The organism is Paenibacillus sp. JDR-2, from assembly GCF_000023585.1.
Classification (GTDB): Bacteria; Bacillota; Bacilli; order Paenibacillales; family Paenibacillaceae; genus Pristimantibacillus.
Map to the genome: position 1 here is coordinate 3,130,001 of NC_012914.1, position 22,432 is coordinate 3,152,432.

Annotated in this window: 21 protein-coding genes, 1 tRNA gene and 1 rRNA gene (1 of these 23 only partly in view); 19 read left to right on the top strand and 4 right to left on the bottom strand. The window is 48.9% G+C overall.

Features of this window, described 5'->3' with window-relative positions; translation table 11 throughout:
• The 3 genes from PJDR2_RS13720 to PJDR2_RS13730 form a co-directional block, all read left to right on the top strand.
• Window positions 1-2,485 (top strand): 23S ribosomal RNA (locus tag PJDR2_RS13720) (it extends 446 nt beyond the left edge of the window).
• A gap of 135 nt (window positions 2,486-2,620) precedes the next feature.
• Window positions 2,621-2,696, top strand: a tRNA-Thr gene (locus PJDR2_RS13725).
• A gap of 88 nt (window positions 2,697-2,784) precedes the next feature.
• The gene (locus tag PJDR2_RS13730; RefSeq protein ID WP_015844301.1) at window positions 2,785-3,045 is read left to right on the top strand and encodes a hypothetical protein; all 261 of its coding nucleotides are present in this window, start codon (window positions 2,785-2,787) and stop codon (window positions 3,043-3,045) included.
• A 65-nt stretch (window positions 3,046-3,110) separates the two neighbouring features.
• Here PJDR2_RS13730 and PJDR2_RS13735 read toward each other — a convergent pair whose 3' ends face one another.
• A complete protein-coding gene (locus tag PJDR2_RS13735) occupies window positions 3,111-3,404 on the bottom strand; it encodes a Dabb family protein (protein ID WP_015844302.1) in 294 nt (97 codons plus the stop codon).
• Between the two features lie 460 nt (window positions 3,405-3,864).
• On the opposite strand from PJDR2_RS13735, the gene PJDR2_RS13745 reads away from it, so the two are divergent.
• The 3 genes from PJDR2_RS13745 to PJDR2_RS13755 are packed head-to-tail and all read left to right on the top strand — an operon-like array spanning window position 3,865 to window position 5,894.
• A complete protein-coding gene (locus PJDR2_RS13745; RefSeq protein WP_015844304.1) occupies window positions 3,865-4,632 on the top strand; it encodes an SDR family NAD(P)-dependent oxidoreductase in 768 nt (255 codons plus the stop codon).
• A complete protein-coding gene (locus tag PJDR2_RS13750; protein ID WP_015844305.1) occupies window positions 4,629-5,438 on the top strand; it encodes a class I SAM-dependent methyltransferase in 810 nt (269 codons plus the stop codon). Before PJDR2_RS13745 ends, PJDR2_RS13750 begins: the two co-directional genes overlap by 4 nt.
• A 12-nt stretch (window positions 5,439-5,450) precedes the next feature.
• On the top strand, window positions 5,451-5,894 hold the full coding sequence (locus tag PJDR2_RS13755) for an NUDIX domain-containing protein (RefSeq protein ID WP_015844306.1): 444 nt from the start codon (window positions 5,451-5,453) through the stop codon (window positions 5,892-5,894).
• Between the two features lie 22 nt (window positions 5,895-5,916).
• Here PJDR2_RS13755 and PJDR2_RS13760 read toward each other — a convergent pair whose 3' ends face one another.
• Window positions 5,917-6,411, bottom strand: a complete 495-nt coding sequence (locus tag PJDR2_RS13760) for a DinB family protein (RefSeq protein WP_015844307.1) — start codon at window positions 6,409-6,411, stop codon at window positions 5,917-5,919.
• Between the two features lie 164 nt (window positions 6,412-6,575).
• Between PJDR2_RS13760 and PJDR2_RS13765 the strand changes: the two genes are divergently transcribed.
• The 7 genes from PJDR2_RS13765 (at window position 6,576) to PJDR2_RS13785 (ending at window position 10,799) form a co-directional block, all read left to right on the top strand.
• Window positions 6,576-7,046, top strand: coding sequence for a pentapeptide repeat-containing protein (locus PJDR2_RS13765; protein ID WP_015844308.1), 471 nt, complete (start codon window positions 6,576-6,578; stop codon window positions 7,044-7,046).
• Between the two features lie 31 nt (window positions 7,047-7,077).
• Entirely contained in the window at window positions 7,078-7,350 is a 273-nt protein-coding gene (locus PJDR2_RS13770) for a hypothetical protein (protein WP_015844309.1), read from the top strand.
• A 42-nt stretch (window positions 7,351-7,392) separates the two neighbouring features.
• On the top strand, window positions 7,393-7,536 hold the full coding sequence (locus tag PJDR2_RS33170) for a hypothetical protein (RefSeq protein WP_190276195.1): 144 nt from the start codon (window positions 7,393-7,395) through the stop codon (window positions 7,534-7,536).
• A gap of 33 nt (window positions 7,537-7,569) precedes the next feature.
• The gene (locus PJDR2_RS13775; protein ID WP_015844310.1) at window positions 7,570-7,917 is read left to right on the top strand and encodes a VOC family protein; all 348 of its coding nucleotides are present in this window, start codon (window positions 7,570-7,572) and stop codon (window positions 7,915-7,917) included.
• Between the two features lie 89 nt (window positions 7,918-8,006).
• Window positions 8,007-8,378 carry a glyoxalase superfamily protein gene (locus PJDR2_RS13780; protein ID WP_015844311.1) on the top strand — a complete coding sequence of 124 codons (372 nt, stop codon included), beginning with the start codon at window positions 8,007-8,009 and terminating at the stop codon, window positions 8,376-8,378.
• An 18-nt stretch (window positions 8,379-8,396) separates the two neighbouring features.
• Window positions 8,397-8,573, top strand: coding sequence for a DUF6954 family protein (locus PJDR2_RS33175; RefSeq protein ID WP_416202273.1), 177 nt, complete (start codon window positions 8,397-8,399; stop codon window positions 8,571-8,573).
• Between the two features lie 111 nt (window positions 8,574-8,684).
• Window positions 8,685-10,799 (top strand): WG repeat-containing protein, encoded by a 2,115-nt coding sequence (locus tag PJDR2_RS13785; RefSeq protein WP_015844313.1) that lies wholly within the window; start codon window positions 8,685-8,687, stop codon window positions 10,797-10,799.
• On the opposite strand, the gene PJDR2_RS13790 is transcribed toward PJDR2_RS13785, so the two are convergent.
• Window positions 10,790-11,122, bottom strand: coding sequence for a DUF5658 family protein (locus tag PJDR2_RS13790; RefSeq protein ID WP_015844314.1), 333 nt, complete (start codon window positions 11,120-11,122; stop codon window positions 10,790-10,792). The two genes, PJDR2_RS13785 and PJDR2_RS13790, sit on opposite strands and share 10 nt — an antisense overlap.
• 207 nt (window positions 11,123-11,329) lie before the next feature.
• Here PJDR2_RS13790 and PJDR2_RS13795 point away from each other — a divergent pair, with 207 nt between their 5' ends.
• The 5 genes from PJDR2_RS13795 to PJDR2_RS13815 all read left to right on the top strand — a co-directional run bounded on the left by PJDR2_RS13795 (window position 11,330) and on the right by PJDR2_RS13815 (window position 21,192).
• A complete protein-coding gene (locus tag PJDR2_RS13795; RefSeq protein ID WP_015844315.1) occupies window positions 11,330-15,742 on the top strand; it encodes a DEAD/DEAH box helicase in 4,413 nt (1,470 codons plus the stop codon).
• Between the two features lie 34 nt (window positions 15,743-15,776).
• Window positions 15,777-17,525: an ABC transporter ATP-binding protein gene (locus PJDR2_RS13800; protein ID WP_015844316.1), complete on the top strand. Its 1,749-nt coding sequence runs from the start codon at window positions 15,777-15,779 to the stop codon at window positions 17,523-17,525.
• 52 nt (window positions 17,526-17,577) lie between these two features.
• A complete protein-coding gene (locus tag PJDR2_RS13805) occupies window positions 17,578-19,374 on the top strand; it encodes an ABC transporter ATP-binding protein (RefSeq protein ID WP_041614275.1) in 1,797 nt (598 codons plus the stop codon).
• Window positions 19,375-19,546: 172 nt separating this feature from the next.
• The gene (locus PJDR2_RS13810; RefSeq protein WP_041613446.1) at window positions 19,547-20,860 is read left to right on the top strand and encodes a stalk domain-containing protein; all 1,314 of its coding nucleotides are present in this window, start codon (window positions 19,547-19,549) and stop codon (window positions 20,858-20,860) included.
• A 128-nt stretch (window positions 20,861-20,988) separates the two neighbouring features.
• Window positions 20,989-21,192: a hypothetical protein gene (locus PJDR2_RS13815; RefSeq protein WP_015844319.1), complete on the top strand. Its 204-nt coding sequence runs from the start codon at window positions 20,989-20,991 to the stop codon at window positions 21,190-21,192.
• A 37-nt stretch (window positions 21,193-21,229) separates the two neighbouring features.
• On the opposite strand, the gene PJDR2_RS13820 is transcribed toward PJDR2_RS13815, so the two are convergent.
• The gene (locus PJDR2_RS13820; protein ID WP_015844320.1) at window positions 21,230-21,433 is read right to left on the bottom strand and encodes a hypothetical protein; all 204 of its coding nucleotides are present in this window, start codon (window positions 21,431-21,433) and stop codon (window positions 21,230-21,232) included.
• A gap of 100 nt (window positions 21,434-21,533) precedes the next feature.
• On the opposite strand from PJDR2_RS13820, the gene PJDR2_RS13825 reads away from it, so the two are divergent.
• Entirely contained in the window at window positions 21,534-22,412 is an 879-nt protein-coding gene (locus PJDR2_RS13825) for a radical SAM/SPASM domain-containing protein (RefSeq protein WP_015844321.1), read from the top strand.
• Window positions 22,413-22,432: the final 20 nt, after the last annotated feature.

Genomic DNA, 22,432 nt, shown 5'->3' on the forward strand with positions numbered 1-22,432 from the left:
GGAATCCGGCAGGACCATCTGCCAAGGCTAAATACTCCCTAGTGACCGATAGTGAAGCAGTACCGTGAGGGAAAGGTGAAAAGCACCGCGGAAGCGGAGTGAAAAAGAACCTGAAACCGTGCGCTTACAAAAAGTCAGAGCCCGTTAAAAGGGTGATGGCGTGCCTTTTGTAGAATGAACCGGCGAGTTACGTTCACGTGCAAGGTTAAGTCGGGAAGACGGAGCCGCAGCGAAAGCGAGTCTGAATAGGGCGAATGAGTACGTGGTCGTAGACCCGAAACCGTGTGATCTACCCCTGTCCAGGGTGAAGGTGCGGTAACACGCACTGGAGGCCCGAACCCACGAATGTTGAAAAATTCGGGGATGAGGTGGGGGTAGCGGAGAAATTCCAATCGAACTCGGAGATAGCTGGTTCTCCCCGAAATAGCTTTAGGGCTAGCCTCGGTTAAGAGTGTCGTGGAGGTAGAGCACTGATTGGGTGCGGGGCCCGCCAAGGGTTACCAAGTCCAGTCAAACTCCGAATGCCATAGACATGTTTACCGGGAGTCAGACAGTGAGTGCTAAGATCCATTGTCAAGAGGGAAACAGCCCAGATCATCAGCTAAGGTCCCCAAGTGTGTGTTAAGTGGGAAAGGATGTGGAGTTGCAAAGACAACCAGGATGTTGGCTTAGAAGCAGCCACCATTTAAAGAGTGCGTAATAGCTCACTGGTCGAGTGACTCTGCGCCGAAAATGTAACGGGGCTAAACACACCACCGAAGCTATGGCATGCACCGTATGGTGCTTGGGTAGGGGAGCGTTGTATGTAGGTTGAAGTCAGACCGTAAGGACTGGTGGACAGCATACAAGTGAGAATGCCGGTATGAGTAACGAAAAGACAAGTGAGAATCTTGTCCGCCGAAAGCGTAAGGGTTCTGAGGAAGGCTCGTCCACTCAGGGTAAGTCGGGACCTAACGCGAGGCCGAAAGGCGTAGTGGAAGGACAACAGGTTGAAATTCCTGTACCACCGAAGATTGTTTGAGCAATGGGGTGACACAGAAGGGCAGTGACGCGGACTGATGGAATAGTCCGTCCAAGCAGTGAGGCAGAGTTGTAGGCAAATCCGCAACTCGCGTAAGCTAGGCTGTGATGGGGAGCGAAAAATGCAGTAGCGAAGGTCATGTACTCCGGCTGTCAAGAAAAGCCTCTAGTTAGATCTAGGTGCCCGTACCGCAAACCGACACAGGTAGGCGAGCAGAGCATGCTAAGGCGCGCGGAAGAACTCTCGTTAAGGAACTCGGCAAAATGACCCCGTAACTTCGGGAGAAGGGGTGCCTCGGTAGGGTGAATAGCCCGAGGGGGCCGCAGTGAAAAGGCCCAAGCGACTGTTTAGCAAAAACACAGGTCTGTGCGAAGCCGTAAGGCGAAGTATACGGGCTGACGCCTGCCCGGTGCTGGAAGGTTAAGGGGAGCGGTTAGGAGCAATCCGAAGCTGTGAACCGAAGCCCCAGTAAACGGCGGCCGTAACTATAACGGTCCTAAGGTAGCGAAATTCCTTGTCAGGTAAATTCTGACCCGCACGAATGGCGTAACGACTTGGGCGCTGTCTCAACGAGAGATCCGGTGAAATTTTAATACCTGTGAAGATGCAGGTTACCCGCGACAAGACGGAAAGACCCCATGGAGCTTTACTGCAGCTTGATATTGGACTTTGGTACGATCTGTACAGGATAGGTGGGAGCCTGAGAAGCATGAGCGCCAGCTTGTGTGGAGGCGACGTTGGGATACCACCCTGATCGTATCGGAGTTCTAACCTGGAACCATGAAACTGGTTCGGGGACCGTGTCAGGTGGGCAGTTTGACTGGGGCGGTCGCCTCCTAAAATGTAACGGAGGCGCCCAAAGGTTCCCTCAGAATGGTTGGAAATCATTCGGAGAGTGCAAAGGCATAAGGGAGCTTGACTGCGAGACCAACAAGTCGAGCAGGGACGAAAGTCGGGCTTAGTGATCCGGTGGTACCGAATGGAAGGGCCATCGCTCAACGGATAAAAGCTACCCTGGGGATAACAGGCTTATCTCCCCCAAGAGTCCACATCGACGGGGAGGTTTGGCACCTCGATGTCGGCTCATCGCATCCTGGGGCTGAAGTAGGTCCCAAGGGTTGGGCTGTTCGCCCATTAAAGCGGTACGCGAGCTGGGTTCAGAACGTCGTGAGACAGTTCGGTCCCTATCTGTCGCGGGCGCAGGAAATTTGAGAGGAGCTGTCCTTAGTACGAGAGGACCGGGATGGACGTACCGCTGGTGTACCAGTTGTTCCGCCAGGAGCACCGCTGGGTAGCCAAGTACGGACGGGATAAGCGCTGAAAGCATCTAAGCGTGAAGCCCCCCTCAAGATGAGATTTCCCAACTAGTAAGACCCCTTGAAGACGACGAGGTTGATAGGTTCGGGGTGGAAACACAGCAATGTGTGGAGCTGACGAATACTAATCGGTCGAGGGCTTATCCTAAAACAACCCCCAAAAAGTGAAGTTAAGCGTTGCAGCTTATTCCGATTACTTTTCGGGGACCCCGGTGTAACAATCGGAACACTTAAGGAATTCAAACTTTCGCATCCAGTTTTCAAGGTATAAATATACCTTTATGCCGGTGTAGCTCAGTTGGTAGAGCAACTGACTTGTAATCAGTAGGTCGTGGGTTCGACTCCTATCGCCGGCACCATTTACGAATTTTAATCCGATCATTAGTGATCGGATTTTTTTGTTGCATCGTATATTTAGAATGTAGTTATGCTTTACAAGAGGTACATATGCCCAAGTTTAAAGTTACTCACACGTTGAAGAAGGTCACTGACTTTATTATATTGCACGGTAATTTATTAGAAGGACAGATTTATAAAGGTATGGTGACCTATGCTCCCTTGAACAATTTTTTGCAACTGACCGGTGTTATTTCGGAAATAAAACATAACAATCAGCAAGTCGAAATCGCAGTTGAATATTCTGATATAGAAGAGGCAGATTTTCGGGACAAGTTGAATTTGAAAGATGAAGTACTATTAATTAAATAGTTGATGAAAGTATTTGTGCTCAAAAAAACAGCGGACGCTTTGCAAAGCGTTCCGCTGTTTTGATGTTACACTTCGATATTGGCTGCGATGCTATCCTCACGGCCATATTCGCGGATAAGCGCTGCTACAGCTTGGTGATGCGGGTTAGGACCATAAGCGTCCAATGCAGCTTTATCTTCGAATCTGACGCGAAGGACCAGCTGGTAACCTTTGTTGTTATCCGAGAAATTGATGCCGGCATTTACTTCGACAACACCAGTCAAATGTTCTTTCAGCGCTATAAAACGGTCTACGATCTCCTGGAGCTGTTCGTTAGTCGTTTGCTCGCCGAATTTTACTAAAATAGTACGATCAATCATGTTGTAACCTCTCTCTTCTTCAAAATCTCTAACCTAATGCAATATAGCATGAAATGGGAATGTATTTCTAGCTCTTTTCAATATTCCGTTTTTATTCTTAGATCATACGCAATAGAGCCTCCGATTAAATTGATAACGGCAATAAGTTGGGTACTAGACTGAAGTTTTGCGTGCATGGTTCATAGAGATATGTTATGTTTTTACTGGAAAAATGTTGAAGTGCGATTGAGTTACTCTCAAAGGAGGGGTATGGGAATGAAATGGAGAAGACTGTTGAGTATCTTGTTTATTACGGCATTTGTAGTTTCTCTAATTCCGTTGCTTTACCTAATAGAGGCAGATAAGAATAATGCTTATCTTAGCGGGTTAATGTTCCTGACCATTGTTTTCTGTTTTCTGGGAGTAGGCAGTACGATTACCTACTATATGATTAAACTTAGGAACTGAATAGGAGATGATTATGCTGGCTAATCATGTTTATATCATTACCGGAGTTTCCAGCGGACTTGGTGCGGAGCTTGCTAAAAGGCTTTTAGAGAATGGGAACACCGTTATTGGCCTATCCCGTACGGATAATGAGGAAATCGGCCGAAAGCCAATAGACGGAAAATACTTCTTTTACCCCGTTGATCTGACTCTTACGGAGAGTCTTACAGCTGTACTACAAGATATTATTTCGGCTATTGATCAACATGACTTGCAATCAATTACCCTTATAAATAATGCAGCTTCAGTCACTCCGTTAAAAGACATACAGCTTTGCACGGATGATGAAATTTTGAAAAATATACAGCTTAATATTGCAGCTCCGATGCTGCTTACCTCGGCTTTTATTCGTTTCACCTCAGATTGGCATGTTGCAAGAAAAATCGTAAATATTTCATCCGGATCTGGAAAGTACCCTGCACCAAACATGAGCCTCTATTGCTCGGCGAAAGCCGCGATGAATATGTTCTCCCGATGTATAGGTATGGAACAAGAGCAGGGTCAGCCGGCTAATGAAGTTCAGGTATACGCGGTTGATCCGGGAATGATGGATACACCGATGCAGCGGACAGCCCGTGAGTCGGATATGGCGTTAGCCGGTTATTTTGCCGCACAGAAGGCTGAAGGGAATTTAATGGATCCGGCTCGCGTGGCGAGTCAAATTTTTAGTCTAATAAGCACTTCTGTTTCCGTTAATGGCGGTCTATATCAAGCATGTGAATTGGAGGAGCGATCAGATTGAGCAGTGAGAATATGGTGAAGGACAGCTGGAACGAGTGGTCAGATACCTGGTATTTGAAATATAGAACAGAAGAGGCGATAGCAAGAGTCATTTCGGCACCGGCATCGGCTTTTCATCCTGCGACATACGGCATGATTAGAGAAGCCTTCCCTGATTTAACAGGAAAACGTGTGTTGGTTCCTTCGAGTGGAGATAATCATGCGGTGTTTGCGTTTCATCTATTGGGAGCACAAGTCACTTCCAGCGATATTTCGGATAAACAAATAGAGAACGTTTCCATCATCGCCAAGCATCATGGCTGGGATATCGAGTTTATTTGCGAGGATACGATGACTTTATCCCAACTTCCAAGTGAAGAGTATGATTTGGTCTACACCTCGAATGGGGTGCACGTTTGGATTCATGATCTAAAGTCTATGTACAATAATGTAAGTAGAGTTTTGAAAAACAATGGAATGTATATCATGTACGATATTCATCCTTTCATGCGGCCGTTTGGAATCAAGGCAAAGGAAGCACTCGCTATAAATAAGCCTTATCACCTAACGGGTCCTTTTGGAGAAGTGCCTACATTCAAATGGCGAATACAGGATATTTTGAATGCTTTAGTTAGCTCTAGCCTACAAATCAAGCAAATTGAAGAGATGTATGCGGAGAATGGCTGGTTCTGGGTGGATGATTCAGAAAACGAAGGCGATAATTTAACCGCTGAAGAAGTGGAAAGCTATTCCGATTGGCGTGAAAATCCTTCAGCTGCACTTCCTCAATGGCTCTTGGTCAAGGCTGTTAAATATACAAAAGAATAGAGCTGATCAGTCATGCTAAAACCATTGTTTGGTGTATGGCCAACAGACAAACGGATTGCAGGGATTCATAGCATACCTGTTACCTCAGATGGTTCCATCGTTATGGTGTGGGATAAATACGAGCAAAACCTGACAACGGTAGGAGGCAGAGTTGAGGGAGACGAGGACCTCATTACTGCGCTTGACCGTGAGACGGTAGAAGAAGCAGGCTTGTTTTTAGAAGACGAGAGAATTCCTGTAGTTGCATGGTATTGGGAAAGTACTAATACGTACACGGTATTTGTAATCGCCAAAGTGAAACGATACGTTGAAATCCCGAATGGATTTGAAACAACAGGAAGAGTAACGATGAATATAGAAACAGCGAAACAAATGATCATTAAAACGGAGGGCGAAGGGATGCGTGCGGATTTGCTCAGGATTGTAGAATCGAATTATTCGAATTTCTTCCTCTGAAATGCAAATACCAAGTATCCTCTTATTCGCATTGGTTTAACTGTAGAAACCGTATGATTTGTTGTTTATGGTGGGTGTCATGTTCCGTAAATTCCTTAATGATATAAATTAGAGAATAATGAGCTCCAGTACTAGGACAATTAGATACACCATTCACAGTTAATCGCCTAGTTAGCCTTTCAATGGTCATTTCATGAAGCAATTGTACTAATAGTTGTCTTGTAGCTACTGTTTCATCGATAAGCTTGGATTTAGAGATACCTGATTGTATATACTCGGAAGCCCGCTTGTTGAAGGTATCATAATCAGGGAAACTTATTTCATTGCCGCTTTGAACAGCGGGCAGAATTTCGGATATAAGGTATCTGTCCCAATTAAAAAGATGCGCAATGACCTCGCTGATTGACCATTTGTTCTTCGCAATTGGCGCAAACCATAACGTTTCATTCATATTTTCCAATGAGCGTATCCAATTAGAGAAATTTTTGAATGAATGAAGAATTTCATTCTGCGTCATCTCCATACCTCCACTAATAATTTAGAAAATCATATCACAATTCAGATTAAATGCAAACACTTGTTCTCTTTTTATTTACGTGCTATGATTTGGATAATAAAGGTAAAGCTTGATGCTGTATCGAATTACCTGGTTGAATATTTATTATTGGAGGAGATCTGAGGATGAGTTTAAAAGTTGGACCGTATGATCTGCAGCAATCTGATATTTCAGGAGCGAAGTGGCAGGAGGTTCGCGCGGAAGAACTGGTCATCGATAATGTCAGCCTGGCCAGAACTTCGATTAATAATGTAAATATGAATGCCATGAAGTTGAACGATGTGAATATGAGCGAAATTCAAATTACGGATGCAAACATGACGGGGGTAAGCATTAGACTTGCGAATATCAGTCACGCCAGCATCGATCATGTTTATTTGATTGGCACCGAGTTTAAAAATGTCGTTTTGCCCAAGGAAGGCGAACCGCAATACAAACCTGACGGTCAATATGATTCAACAATCTTTAAGAACTGTAACCTCTCGAAATCCCAATTTAACAACTGTGATTTATCCAATGTTAATCTCGACAATTGCAATATTGCCGGTTTGCGAATCAACGGAATTCTGATTTCGGATCTGCTAAAGGATCAGTAAATCTATTATCCTGTACGGGAGGTCAGAATTTATGAGCGAACAAGTCCTTAAAGAAGAGAAGGGCAAATCCAGAGTTAAGCTTGGCAAGACCATTCAGGTTCGATTAGTATCGGATCTGGCAAAGTCACAAGCTTATTATCGCGATTGCCTTGGATTTTCGATTGATGATTGGGGACATGCGGAGCGTGATGAAGTCTGTTTTATCCTCCAACAGGCTGTTGCCGGAGAGGATGTTATACCGAACGCCGTCTCTGCCAAGCGTCATAGCTATCCAACGGAATGGGATGGGCCGGAAAATGCATAGGATACCTATATCCATATTGGTTGGGAAGAGCTCGACGCATTTGTGGAAGAGGTCCGTGACAAAGGCGGTATTATCGGGGTTGAAGCCTTTACAGGCGAACATGGCGGCTGGGAATTCAAGAATGCCCATATCCATGATCCAGACCATTACAATATTGTTTTAGGCGCAATGCGAAGAAAGGTATAGTCTTTAATACCATGATAAGAAAGTAGGACGATTATGAATCCTATCTCTAATAAAATCAATGGCATTTTTATACCCGTAAGCAATGTTGAAAATGCCCGCGATTGGTATTGTGATATTCTAGGTCTTCCTACTGACGGCGAGATATATTTCGGACATATTTATGTCCTGCCGATGGAAGGGCCAAGCATTGTGTTGGACAGCAAAATTTACTCGAGTGAAAACCTGTATAAGGCACCGGCATTTCAATTTCATACGGCAGACATTGAACAGGCCTATTCATTTATGCAAGAGAAGAAGGTGGATCTGATTACGGGAATCGAGAATGGTCACTGGTTTAATTTCAAGGATCCGGATGGAAACTTGCTGATGGTTTGCAAGTAAGTCTATTTAAGTAAACAAAGAAGGCTGCAAACGCAGCCTTCTTTGTTTACTAGAACATCCGCTAAAAATAATAAGGAGGAATTACCTCAATGAACTTTGAACAGCTGGTACCGATTCTTCGTATTTTTGACGAGGCGAAAGCAAGGGAGTTTTATTTGGACTTTTTAGGCTTCACTGTGGATTGGGAGCATCGTTTTGAATCGGATATGCCCTTATATATGCAGGTTTCAAAGGGGGGAATCAGACTACACCTGAGCGAACATCATGGAGACTGCAGCCCGGGTTCGGCTATTCGTATCGAAATGACCGGGATAAGGGAATTACATAAGGAATTATTGGACAAGAAATATAAATATGCAAGGCCCGGACTGGAAGAAACGCCGTGGAACACGCTGGAATGCAGAATCGGCGACCCGTTCGGCAACCGGATTGTGTTTAGCGAATCGAAGGTAGACAAGTAGGAGGCGCTGGATATAAGAATACTTCCAGGTATTATTTTGATAATCGTATTTCTGCTGGTCACTTTCTTTGGACTTGGTCCCGTGTTATTTGCTGACGGGAGCATGACGGAGAGAATGATTACATTAGGAATTGTCATTCTTATTTATGCTGCGATTGCTGTCGCTGCCTACTTCATGTTCAAGAAGAAACGGTAACACTACAAGTCGACGGTCCAGGCTCAGTTCAAAACCTGTCATATTTCTCCTTAATTCCCGCATACGAATAGTGAGTTGATGTAACGTGCTGGGAAAGGGGACCAAATGCGAATGGATTGGATCAATGACCAGATTATCCGATTGGCACAATCTTCACTGCCTCCGGAGGCGGAACTCGTCATGATGGAGGATCCTCCTAACGAATATGCGATTTATCCCCAAGACTTAAGCGGGGATGGCGTTCCGGAGCTGACCGTTGTGTATCGCTGGCAAGATGAGCTTTATGTCCATATTTTGCAATACCGGCATGTCGGCTGGACGATAGCGGCAGCTGCGAAAGGCGAAGGTTATGGTGTCGCAGAGCTGACCGCTGTGCCAGTAACGAGTCGTTTTGTTAATAACCTTATTATTAACTGGCGGACTGGGGATGAACAGACGAGACGCGCTGTCTATGAATGGAGTCCTGTAGGCTTCAGGAATATTGTACCCGATGATCGTTTGTTGGAGACTAGAGCGATATCGCTCTATCCGGGATCCGAGAAAACAACAAGCGGAACCAGATGGGGCTATATTAACGGAATTGGCACGATGGTAATACCCCCGCGTTTTGACCGTGCAGAGGATTTTCAGACGAATGGGCTTGCTATTGTAAGCGCGGATAATGGCAATGGCTTAATTAACACAACAGGAGCTTATTTTGTCAGACCCGTTTATAGCTTCATTGCTCCTTTTTCGGAAGGAAGAGCGGTTGTTATTGACGACAAGGGAAAATACAGGCTGCTTAATGATTCTGGAATTATTGTTACGAGCAATGGTTATTCCTATATGGCAGATATGCATGATGGAAGAGCGATGGTAAACAACCAGCTTGAAGGCGGCAAGACCGTCTATGGCTATATTGACCGCTCAGGTAAAGAGGTTATACCGCTTCGTTATGAAGATGCTACAGATTTTTCTAATAGACATGCGGTTGTAAAAATAAAAGACAATGTTTATGCCTTAATCCGTCATGACGGTTCAAAGGAAGCGGAGTATCATTTCCCTTTTGTAGGAGTTCTGGGAGATGGATTATTGCCATTCCAGCAGACGGCGAATGGGAAATACGGCTATATCAACGAGAAGGGCACGGTGAAAATTCAGCCGACCTATTCGATGGCGTTTCCGTTCCAGAACGGCCGGGCAATCGTGAATAACGCGGAGGATTTTGGCGCGGAATACGGTGTGATTGATACAAAAGGAAATCTGGTCATACAGACGATCTATAACGATATCATGGCGATTGGCCAGCAGCGGTATGCGGTTGGGAAAGCGATTGATCCGGATCAATCGTTCCTTGGCTCAATGTATGCGATCTTTGATTCCGATGGCAAACGCCTGACGGATTTTGTCTATACCGACGTACAGCCATATCGAAAAGGACTCGCTTCGGTCAGCAACGGGAAGACTACTTTCTTCATTAACACCAGCGGAAATCCGGCTCCCGGGTATCCGCAGTTCCAGGGAAGCGGTACCTTGAAACTCGAGGATGACCTCATTCAGGTCAATATTGATCAGAGGATTAAATATGCCAACCGTAACGGACGTATCGTGTGGGAGCCTAACACGGTTATACCGCTTCGTCTGCCTTATCTGGTCAGGGAGCATAAGTATAAGCCGAATAAGGACTATGTCGTCTATTATCCGGCTGTGGAAGGGATCACCGATCATGCCGCGCAGGAGCGGTTGAACGAAACGCTAAAGGTCATGTCCCAGGTCAAGCCGATCCCTGGCGACGAGCTGCTTGGTTATACGTATAGCGGGGATTTCGAAGTGACGTTGTTCAAGAAAAATCTGCTGGAGATTGAAATGACGGGGTATAATTACCCGGCCGGGGCAGCGCATGGCATGCCAACGAAGGTCTATGCCCATATCGATGTGTCGAATGGCGATATGTATACGCTGAAGGACTTGTTCAAACCGGGAAGTGACTATGTGAAGGTGCTGAGCGACATTGTTGGGGAACAGATCAAAACGGACCCTCAGTATGATTATGTTTTCCCGGATACGTATAAAGGCATTAAACCGGATCAGCCGTTTTTCGTAACGCAGGATGCGCTGCATTTGTATTTTGAGCCTTATGAGATTGGTCCTTATGCAGCGGGCTTCCCCGCGTTCAGAATCCCTTATTCGCAGATCATGAACATCATTGATGAGCGCGGCGATTTCTGGCGTTCGTTTCATCCATGATGGCCGTTAACGAGAGCGAGAGCTACCCACAGTAAATGATACATGTTAACGAATAAGTAGAGCAGGAACAGGATGACTGCTGAATAACGGATCCATAAGCGGGCACTTAACTGGGGATAAATAACCAAGAAGAGTACGGGGAACATCAGTTTAACGCCATAATAAGCGATGGAGTGCCAGTTATACAGCCAGGATACAAACGGATTCAGCTCGGTGATAAGCTTTAATCTTATTCCGATATCGGTAAATAACGCATCGGTTAAACTGAAAAAAAGCAGCCATAGCAGCAGTCCTCTTATTGGCAGCCGAAGGATGACAGACATTCCAGCACATCCCATCCCATTATTGGAAGAGTGTTATAAAAGTATGATACAATTTGTATCTAAAATATGCAAGCTGGCGCATGAAAGACTCCTTTACTGAAGGGAGCTTTTATGCGCTGTTTTCGCTTTGGCGCTTGCCCGGTTGTGCTGATATAATATAGTAGTAAAAGAATTGTGCCCGACTATAATCAGATGGAGCTGAAAGTCATGCAGAGCTCGTCATTATCTTCTTTTCATCCATCCCTTGCAGATTGGTTTGAGGCCTCGTTCGGCGAGCCGACCGACGTGCAAAAACAAGCTTGGAAAGCGATTACAGCAGGCGACAATACGCTGATTGCCGCTCCGACAGGCTCGGGCAAAACATTAGCCGCTGTCCTTCCATGTCTCGATGGGATTGCCCGAATGAAGCAGCAGCAGCGTCAAGCAGGCGTCAGGCTGCTGTATATTACGCCGCTCAAGGCGCTTAATAACGATATCCATGATCATCTGGTTGCATTTATCGAACAGATTGATAAGCTTGCCGCCTCATCGGATACCAGCTGGCCGGGACTCCGAAGCGGTGTTCGAACAGGGGATACGACTAGCTCGGTTAGATCCGCTATGTATCGGAAGCCGCCGGATATTCTGGTCACTACGCCGGAATCCATGTACATTCTTCTGACCTCCGAGAAAGGGAGGGAGATGCTGAAGACGGTCTCCTACGCCATCATTGACGAGATTCACGATCTCGCAGCGGATAAAAGAGGCTCGCATCTTTCCGTTTCGCTCGAACGGTTGGAAGAGTTATGCGGAAGACGGATTCAACGTATCGGCGTTTCGGCTACGCAGAAGCCGCTTGCGCGCGTCGCAAGATTTCTTGGCGGCTGGCAGGAACCGGCAGGCAGTCAAGCGGATGAGAGGCAAGAGACGGACAGCGAAGGATTCGTACATCCGCTAGGGCTAGTGCCGCGCCCGGTAACGATTGTAGAAAGCCATATGAGCAAAAAGCTTGAAGTATCGTTAACGATGCCTGATCAATCGCAGCCGATGCAGACCCGCGAGGCGGTATGGCTCCCGATTCTGGACAGGCTGTTTGCGCTGATGTCCGATTGCCGTTCGGTCATTATTTTCGTAAACAGCCGGAGGTTATGCGAGCGTCTGTGTCTACGGCTGAATGATCATGCCGGCTACGAGATGGCGAGAGCACATCACGGCAGTATTGCCAAGGAGCGGCGGCTTGAAGTAGAGAGGATGCTGAAGGCAGGCGAGCTGCGCTGCATTGTAGCTACCTCCTCGCTCGAGCTTGGCATTGACGTGGGACATATCGAGCTGGTTATCCAGCTCGATTCCCCGATTGAAGCCGCATCCGGCATTCAGCGGATCGGCCGTGCGGGCCACGCCGTCGGCAGCGCCAGCCGCGGCGCGATGGTTGCCCGGCAGCGGGGCGTGCTGCCGGAGATGGCCGTGCTCGGCAAGTTAATTGCCGAGCGCGATATTGAGCCGATCCAGATCCCGCGGGATCGGCTGGATGTCCTGTCGCAGCAAACGATATCCATCGTTGCTTCGCAGGACATGGCGGTGAGCGATCTGCACAGGCTGATCGCCCGAAGCGACAGCTACCGAAGCTTTCCCGCTGGCAAACTTCGGGGCATGCTGCAGGTGTTGGCCGGCTTTTACCCGTTTATGCGGCCGCTTCTGGATTGGAACCGCGACACGGATCTGCTCGTGAAGCGGCGGAATACGATGATCGGCGCATTGACCGGTGCGGGAACGATTCCGTCAAGCTCTGCTTACCCGGTGCATCATGTCGACAGTCGCGTTCATCTCGGCGAGCTTGATGAGGAATTTGTTCAAGAGAGCCGCGTGGGGGATGTATTCCAGCTTGGAATGAATGGCTGGATGATTCGCCGGATTGATAAGGACCGGGTCTATGTGTCAGAAGCGAGCAACCGCTTTAGCGAAATACCGTTTTGGCGTGCTGAAGGACTCGGGCGGACTTATTCGCTCGGCAAAAAAGTCGGGGCGTTTATCGGGGAAATTGAAGAGCGTCTTCAACGGGAAGACGAAGATAAGCTTATCGGCTGGCTGACCGGGCAATATCAGATGGATGATTATACGGCACAGCAGCTGCTGTCGTTAATCGGCTCCCAATTATCCAACTGCGAGCTCCCGACAGATAAACGCATCGTCATTGAAACATACCGCGATCTGATGAATCAGACGCATGTCATTATGCATAATCCGTTTGGCAGACGGCTTAACCGGACCTGGCTGCTGGCGATTGAACGGCAGTTCGAGCTGCTTCTGCCTTACCGATTGTACGGCAATGCAAAAGACAACGGCATCGAATTTGTGCTGCCGGAATGGGATTCCTCCTGGCTGCAGACCATCTGGGGGGTTACGCCAGCTAATGTAGAGCCACTGCTGACCGAAGCGATTACAGGCTCGCCGCTGCTTGCGATTGCCTTCCGTCATATTGCGGAAACCTCGCTGCTGCTGTCCCGCAGCTTCAGCAGGACGCCGCTATGGCAGAAGCGGCTGAGAAGCGAGGAATTGCTTCGGTCTGCCTTGCCGTATGCCGAGCATTTTCCCTATTTGATGGAGGCGATGAAGGCTTGTCTGCATGAGTATTTATCGTTGGATGATCTTCGCGCCTTGTTAACCGCTATTCAGGAGGGTGAGATCGAAGTGTTGGTTAAGGAAACGGAATATCCGTCCCCGATGGCTACCCAATTCCTAGCCGATTACGTGAATATGCGGATTTATGAGGGTGACGGTCTGGACCCGGCTATTCAAATGCAGCTGATGAATGTCAGCAAGGAGCTGGCGGGCCGTTTGTTCGGCGAGGCTGCTATCCGCAGCGCAATCCCCGAGCAAGTATTGGATGCGGAGCGGCAAAGGCTGTCCGAGCCAGAGCTGGAGCTTCGCGAATCCAGCGATGTTATTCGGCTGCTGAAGCGTCGAGGCGACCTTGCTCCGGGCGAGCTGATCCAGCTGTCGGACACAAGGGCTCTGGAATGGGCGGAGCAGCTTTTGCAAACCGGAGAGTTAGCCGTCTACCGGCCATCGCAAGATACGCCGGAAGAAGAGCATCGGTGGATTTGCCGCGATGAACGGGAGATATATGAAGCTTTACCGGAGTCGGATGAAGCAGCTTCCTTTATCATCCGCCGTTTTGCCGAGAACCGGATTGCCTTTACAGAGCTTGAGCTATGCGAGCGTTATCCAAAATTGTCGCTAGCTGAAGCGAAGAGGCTAATCGACAAACTGCGTGAGGAAGGCAGCCTTGAACAGGCGCCATTTGCCGTATCGCCGGAGGAGAGGATCTGGTCGAGCCGGCGCGCAGCGGAGCGTATGATCCGGCTGTCGATCGGGGAAGCCCGCAAGCAGGTGCAGCCGGCCTCGCCGATCCGCTGGTGCGCGCAGATTGCGCTTCGCCAGCATGCGCTCCAAGGCGCGCAGCTTCGCGGCAGCGAAGGACTCAAGCTTGTTATCGAGCGTTTGCAAGGCATTTTTCTGCCGTTATCGCATTGGGAGTCCGTTATTTTCCCTTCCCGCGTAACGGATTACCGGAAGGATGAGCTCGATCTGCTGTGCGCAGCAGGAGAAGTAATCTGGATCGGCAAGAAGCAGCCGGATGAAAAGGAAGGCAAAGTAGCTTTCTTCCTCGCGGGCAGCCGTTCAATCTATGAGCCTTATCTGGCGGAGAGCAGAGAAAAATCCGTATCGCATCCGGAGCTGCTCGAGCTGTTGAAGAGGAGCGGGGCCAGCTTCCTTACCCGGCTGGCGAGAGAGACCGGGAAGCTTCCGACGGAGGTTTTGTCGGCGTTGCTCGAGCTTGTTTGGGAAGGTCATGCATCCAATGACCAGTTTGCTCCCCTTCGGTTACTAACGCTGAAGAAGGGTAAGGATTGGGCAAAGACCGGATCGGGACTTGGCAGATGGTACTGGACCGGCAGTCTGGCAGATGTTTTGCCGGATGAAGGATCAAGCAGTCATACCTCTCCGGATACGGATCCTCCGGAAATGTATTGGGTCCGCCATTTGCTGGATACGTACGGGATTGTTACCAAGGAGCTGACCGCTTCGGTTACGCCTTACAGCTGGGACCGCCTTCAGCCGGTTCTCCGGAAGCTCGAGGAATGGGGCACGTTGACGCGAGGATTGTTTATCGACGGAGCGATAACGATGCAGTTCACGACACCGGAGGTCGCCGAGCTTATTCGTAAACCATTCCCTTCGGGAACCCCTGCAAATGAGACGCTTACGCTGTTGTCGGCGGTAGATCCGGCTAATCCGTTTGGCCTGCTGATGGAATGGCCGGAAGGCTTCGATTGTTCCTTTGCCAGGAAGCCCGGGCATTTCCTCGTTATACGCGGTGATCAATGGCTGTACTGGATGGAGAACAACGGCAAACGGATCCATACAATGGAACCGCGGGAATTCGCCAAACAGCCTTCGGCAGAGGAACTGAAGTGGATTTTTATGACGCTGCTGCGCCGCCAGCATCTCTCGAAGATTGTGGTTGAACGCTGGAACGGCGAGACGGTCGCGCTGACGGATGAAGGGAAGCTGCTGAAGGAGATTGGGGCGGAGAGCGATCAGAAGTCGCTCGTATTATGGCAAAGCCAATTGAAATAGCTGTGCTTTCGTATATAGGAAAGGGGTTCTACGCGTGCAGCACATGATGAAATATGTCAAAAAATATGGCCTGTTGTTCACCTTTTGCGTCCTGCTCGTCAGCGTTGAGGCATTGGCGGATCTGCTTCAGCCGACCATGATGTCGCATATCGTGGACGAAGGAGTTGCGGCCAAGGAGATGGATAAGGTTCTCCATTTCGGAGGATATATGCTGCTGATTACGCTTGGAGGCGCTATTGCGGCATCCGGCCGAAATATTGTCTCCAGCATCGTATCCCAGCGCTTTGGCGCAGAGCTTCGCCAGGATTTGTTCGAGAAAATTCAAGGGTTAAGCTTCGAAAGCGTAGACCGCTTCGACCGTGCATCGCTGGTTACACGGCTTACCAATGACGTGACGCAAGTCCAAAACTTCGTTAACGGCATGATGCGGATTTTTGTCAAGGCACCTATGCTTTGTATCGGAGGGTTTATTATGGCCTTCCGGTTAAACCCGTATTTATCCATTGTTCTTATGATTGTTATTCCGATCGTCGGTTTAATGATTGTGCTAAACATGAAGGTTGGTCTGCCTTTGTTCTTGAAGGTGCAAAATGCGCTAGACCGGTTAAACGGCGTTATGCGCGAGTATTTGTCAGGGGTCAGAGTTGTCAAAGCCTTCAACCGGTTTGATCTTGAGGTCGACAAATTCAACGGCATTAACAAGCAATATGAGACTCGGTCTACCTCCGCGCAGCGGGTTATGTCCGTATTTGGTCCCGGCGTAACGCTGACGATGAATATCGGGATTGTGGCTGTCATCTGGCTCGGCGGAATCCGGGTTAATAACGGACATACTCAGGTTGGTCATATTATAGCGTTCGTTAACTACATGACGCAGATCCTGTTCTCGCTGACGACAATGACGATGATCTTCAACATGTTCGTTCGGGCGAAGGCTTCAACTGGCCGGATTGTGCAGGTGCTTGCGGAGACCAATCCAATGGCGGACCTGGCTCAACAATCTAATGTGAAAGAGCTGAAGGGCAAAGGCGCTATCGAATTCGACAATGTCAGCTTTTCTTATGAAGGTCCCAAAGGCGAGCCTGTTCTGAAGTCGATCAGCTTCAGCTGCCAGCCCGGAGAGACCGTAGCCGTAATCGGCTCAACCGGTTCGGGAAAAAGCACGCTGGTAAATCTGATCCCTCGTTTCTACGACGTTACTGAAGGAGCAGTCCGAATTAACGGCATCAATATTCGTGAGGTGGATACTCATGAATTGAGAGAGCGGATTGCCATCGTTCCGCAGAAATCGGTGCTGTTTACCGGACCGGTAGTCGATAATATCCGGATCGGCAAGCAGGACGCGTCTATGGAGGAAGTTGTGGCTGCGGCCCAAATGGCTTCGGCTCATTCGTTTGTTTCGGATCTGCCGGAACAGTACAATACGATGATTGGCCAAGGCGGGGTGAATTTCTCCGGCGGACAGAAGCAGAGAATTTCGATTGCGAGAGCGCTCATCCGGAAGCCTGATATTCTTATTCTCGACGACTGCACAAGCGCGCTCGACAGCGCGACGGAGGCATCGATTAAGCGCGCGATTAGCGAATACGCCAAGGATGTTACCGTTCTGCTCATTGCCCAGCGGATTTCCTCCGTGAAGGATGCTGGCACCATCATCGTAATGGACGACGGAGAAATAGTAGGCATGGGCAGTCATGACCGTCTGATGCAGGATTGCAAGGTTTATCAGGAGATCTACCGCTCGCAAATCGGCAAGGAGGTGGATAACCATGCCTCAGCCTAACGGAAATAGCACAAGTAATAACGGCACAACGCGTTCCGAGGTTAATGTGCCGATGGGAGGACGTCCAGGCGGTCCCGGATTTGGCGGACGCGGCGGACCCAAGCAAAAGCCAAAAAACTTTCGTGCGACATTAATGCGCCTATGGGGTTATTTGAGCGGTGAGCGCAAGCAGCTTTCCTTGGTATTTGGCTTTATCCTGGTCGATTCCGCTATCATGCTTCTTGGGCCATATTTAATCGGGGTTGCCGTAAACGCGATGGTAGAAGGGAAAGGAGCGGTTGACTTCAGTCTGCTGCACCTTGTACTGTTTGCGCTGGTTGCTTCTTATTTGGCGGATGCCTCGCTGAGCTTCCTGCAAGGATGGATGATGGCAGGGATCTCCCAGCGGATCGTCAGCCGGCTTCGGCGTACCTTATTCGAGAAGCTGCAGCGTTTGCCGCTTGTTTATTTCGATACGCGCAGGCACGGCGAGCTGATGAGCCGTCTGTCGAATGATATCGACAATGTCAGCACGTCCGTCTCGCAGACCTCGGCGCAGCTGATGACTGGCTCAATCGCGTTGATCGGATCGCTGATCATGATGCTTGTGCTGAGTCCTCTTTTAACGCTGGCAAGCCTGATTACGGTACCGCTTGTTTTTCTGCTTGCCAGAACCATTACGAAGCGAACCAGCGCATTATTCAAAAATCAGCAAGCTCAACTGGGACGATTAAACGGTCAAGTCGAGGAGACGATCACCGGCTTCCAGGTTGTCAAAGCCTTTAACTATGAAGCAACTTCGATTGCCGAATTCCGGAAAGACAATGATGAGTTATGCCAAGTAAGCACCAAAGCACAAATTTGGTCCGGCTTTATGATGCCGCTGCTCAGCGTGATTAACAATATCGGCTTTGCGGCAGTGGCGATAGTCGGAGGGGTTATGGCTGTGCACGGAATGATAACGGTAGGCATCATCGCGAGCTTCTTGAGCTATTCCCGGCAATTTGTCCGGCCAATGATGGACTTGGCGAATACGTATAACATTCTCCAGTCAGGGATTGCAGGCGCGGAGCGGGTATTTGAAGTGCTTGACGAGAAGGAAGAGGTAGAAGATGCTCCCGATGCTGTCGAGCTTCGTTCTCCCAAAGGCGAGGTTGTATTTGAAAATGTGCAGTTCGGCTACCGCAGCGACGTACAGATTCTGAAAGGCGTCAGCTTCAAGGCGGAAGCCGGCAGCAGCACAGCCTTAGTCGGACCGACCGGAGCGGGGAAAACAACCGTCATTAATCTGCTCAGCCGGTTTTATGACGTGACAGGCGGGCGGATTCTCATTGACGGGAGAGATATCCGGGATTACACGAGAGACAGTCTTCGCCGGACCTTTGGCATTGTACTTCAGGATACGTATCTATTCTCCGGCACGGTGAAAGAAAACCTGAAGTACGGCAAGCCGGAGGCAACCGATGAGGAAGTTCGGAGAGCGGCACGTATGGCGGGAGCGGATGGTTTCATCAGGCGCCTGACCCAGCAATACGATACTCCGCTTACGGAGAACGGGGGCAACCTGAGCCAAGGGCAGCGGCAATTGCTCGCTATTGCCAGAGCTATTCTTGCCGAGCCGTCCATTCTTATTCTGGATGAAGCGACCAGCAGCATTGATACCCGGACCGAGCTCCGGATTCAAGAAGCGATGCTTCAGATGATGGAAGGACGCACCAGCTTTATCATCGCCCACCGGCTGTCTACGATTCAGAATGCCGATACGATTCTCGTTATCGACAAAGGAACGATTGCCGAGCAAGGCTCCCACAGCGAACTGATGGAGAAGGAAGGCCTTTATTACGGCATGCACCGGAATTTAACGGTATAGAGAAAAGGACTGGACGGATTCTGCCTGGGATCCCGTTCAGTCCTTTTCTATTCCCGTCATTCACTCGTGACTATTCTATCATTTGTGCTCCCTAGCAAAAATTTGATATACTAGGGCCGTTGCTATACCGCTTCCACTTGTTGGTAGAATAAGGGTAGAGCATGGGAGGTTTATGGTGATCAATCAATGGGGAATCAAATCTGCCGCCGCCGTACTGGCACTTGCCTTGTTAACGAGCGGTGTTTCCGAAGGAAAGGCCGAATCGGCAGCTGCCGTGACGGCAACGGCGACGTCTGCCGTTCCTGCCAAGACGACGATTCTATTAGATGATGTAGAGCTGCCTTTCGATAGCCCGCCAATTATCGTAAAAGGCGTTACTTTTGTTCCGTTCCGCACGATTGGCGAAGCGCTTGGGCTTCAGAAGGTCGTCTGGGACGAGAAGACGCAGACGGTTACCGCGGAAGGAAGCAAGCAAGGCAAGGCGGTAAAGCTGTCCATGAAGATTGGCAGCGGCACAGCCGTTGTAAACGGGACAAACGTAAAGCTGCCGGCTGAGCCGATGATGCGAAATAATCGCGTGCTTATCCCGTTAAGCTTTTTTAGCACCCAATTCGGCGCTCAAGTCGGATGGAGTCAGTCGACCAATACCGTAACGATCAAGTCACCGCAAAAAGCGATGCATCTGCGTACATTCTACGCGTTATCTTCTTTCGCGGAGCGGGATCTGGTGAATTCGGCAAACTCCGTTGCTTATGGCTGGAGCCGAATCGACCGTGACGGCAATTTTACGCTAGAAGGCTCCGAATACCGGGTTCCAGAACCTAGCGGCGATATTACGCCGCAATCGTTAGTCAGCGATGCCGCAGACAAGTCGATAAAGCCCTATCTTATGGTGTATTCCTTGGACGGGCAAAATGAATTGACGACAATGATGGGCAGCGAGAACCTTCGCGCCAATTCGATCAGCGGCATTACAAAGGCTATTTCGGATTACGGCTTTGGCGGCGTGGTCCTGGATTTTGAAGGGCTTGGCTTCCAAATGGACAAAGTGGAGCAGCAGAAGCTTCTTAATAGCTATGTGAAGCAACTGAAGGATGCGCTCCCGAAGGATGTAGCATTATCTCTTGTTGTGCATGCGCCAAACAGCGCTTATCAAGGCTATGATTACAAGACGCTGGCAAGCCTTGCGGATGACCTTGTTCTCATGGCTTACAAATACAATCCTTCAGGGACGGCATCTCAAGTACCTAATCCCAATAATAAGGTGAACGAAGCAATCCAAATGGCTTTAAAAGCAGGCGTGCCCAAATCCAAGCTTCTGCTTGGCATCGATTTGAGTGCGGAAACCCCGCAATCCATTGACGATAAACTTGGCCTAGCCAAGCGTTACCAGTTGAAGGGCGCTGCGCTTTGGCGCTTGGGCTTGTATGGCAAATATTCGCCTGATATGATTCCGGCCATTAATAAATCCGTTATAAAAGAATAGTCTTAAGGCCAGCAGCGGCAGAATGGGATGTCTATCCCGATCTGCCGCTGATTTTTTTTGGAAGAGCCCGAACCCTATCCTACCACTTTCATATTACTAGAGTAGTAGAGTGGAAAGGGGGGATCGCCATGGGTGTGATGTTTCCGACTGAACTTCCTGACATTTTGGAAGCCGCAAAAAAGAAAGGCAAGCTTGTTGTTCTTAAAACGGTTTCCGGTGAAGAAATTGTAGGACGCGTAGTAACGGTGAAAAAAGGAGTCGTTGTCCTTAAAGCGTTTAACGCGAAGATCTATGTGGCTCTGAACAAAATCATTGCCGTAATTGTCCGTTAAGGGCAACAAAAAAACCGCGAATCCGCGGTTTTTTGTGTTAGCAGGCTGGATACGGCAATATATCGTTAATATCGTTAAAGCTGTAATGGAAGGTAGCGAACTGCGTGGCGTACATATATTGCATGATGTAAACCTGGCCGCCTTGCACGTTGCAAATGACTCCGGATACGCCTTGGCCGTTGCGGAGAGAAATGCCGACTGGGCGTCCGATTAACATCAGCGCTTTTTGCTGAATGGACATTTGACCCTGCATAAACATAATCCAATCAACCTCCTGATTGACTTTAATGGTATAATGGTGGGTAGACGATTAGCAACGCGAGAGAATGGAGCTTGGAAGCATGAAGAGATTCAAGAAATTTTATATCGAAATTACGAGTATTTGTAACCTGGCGTGCTCCTTCTGTCCACCGACCGAACGCGCAAAAGGTTTTATTAGCATAGAAGATTTCACGGAGCGGCTTGATCAGATCAAACCGTTTACGGACTATATTTATTTTCATTTAAAGGGCGAGCCGCTGCTTCATCCCAAGATTGACCAGCTGCTGGATATCAGCCACGAGAAGGGCTTTAAGGTCAATATCACGACGAACGGAACGCTGCTTCAGAAAAATAAAGATAAACTGCTGTCCAAGCCGGCGCTACGGCAGATGAACTTCTCGCTTCATAGCTTTGACGGGCATGCCGGCTCCAAGGATAAGGAAGGGTATATCAGCGGCGTATTATCTTTCGTCCGCGAAGCGATGGAACAGACGAACATGATTACTTCGTTCCGCTTGTGGAATTTGACGCAGGATAATATGACGAATGCGGAGAGACAGCGGAACCGCGAGATCTTGTCGATGATTGAGAACGAATTCGAATTGGATTATCTTATCGAAGAAAAGGTTATGCCCGGAAGCGGAGTCAAGATCGCCGATCGCGTTTATTTGAATCAAGACTATGAATTCGAATGGCCGGACCTGAGAGCGAAGGAGGACGACGGAAAAGGCTTCTGCTACGGACTGCGGAATCAGGCAGGCATACTTATTGACGGTACCGTGGTGCCATGCTGCCTCGACGGCGAGGGTGTTATCAATCTTGGCAATATGAATGAGCAGCGGTTCTCGGACATCATCGAAGGCGAGCGTGCGACAAATCTCTTGGAAGGCTTCTCGAGACGGGAAGCGGTTGAGGAGCTATGCCGCAAATGCGGCTACCGCCAGCGCTTCGGCAAATAAGGAAATCAGTCATGCGGACA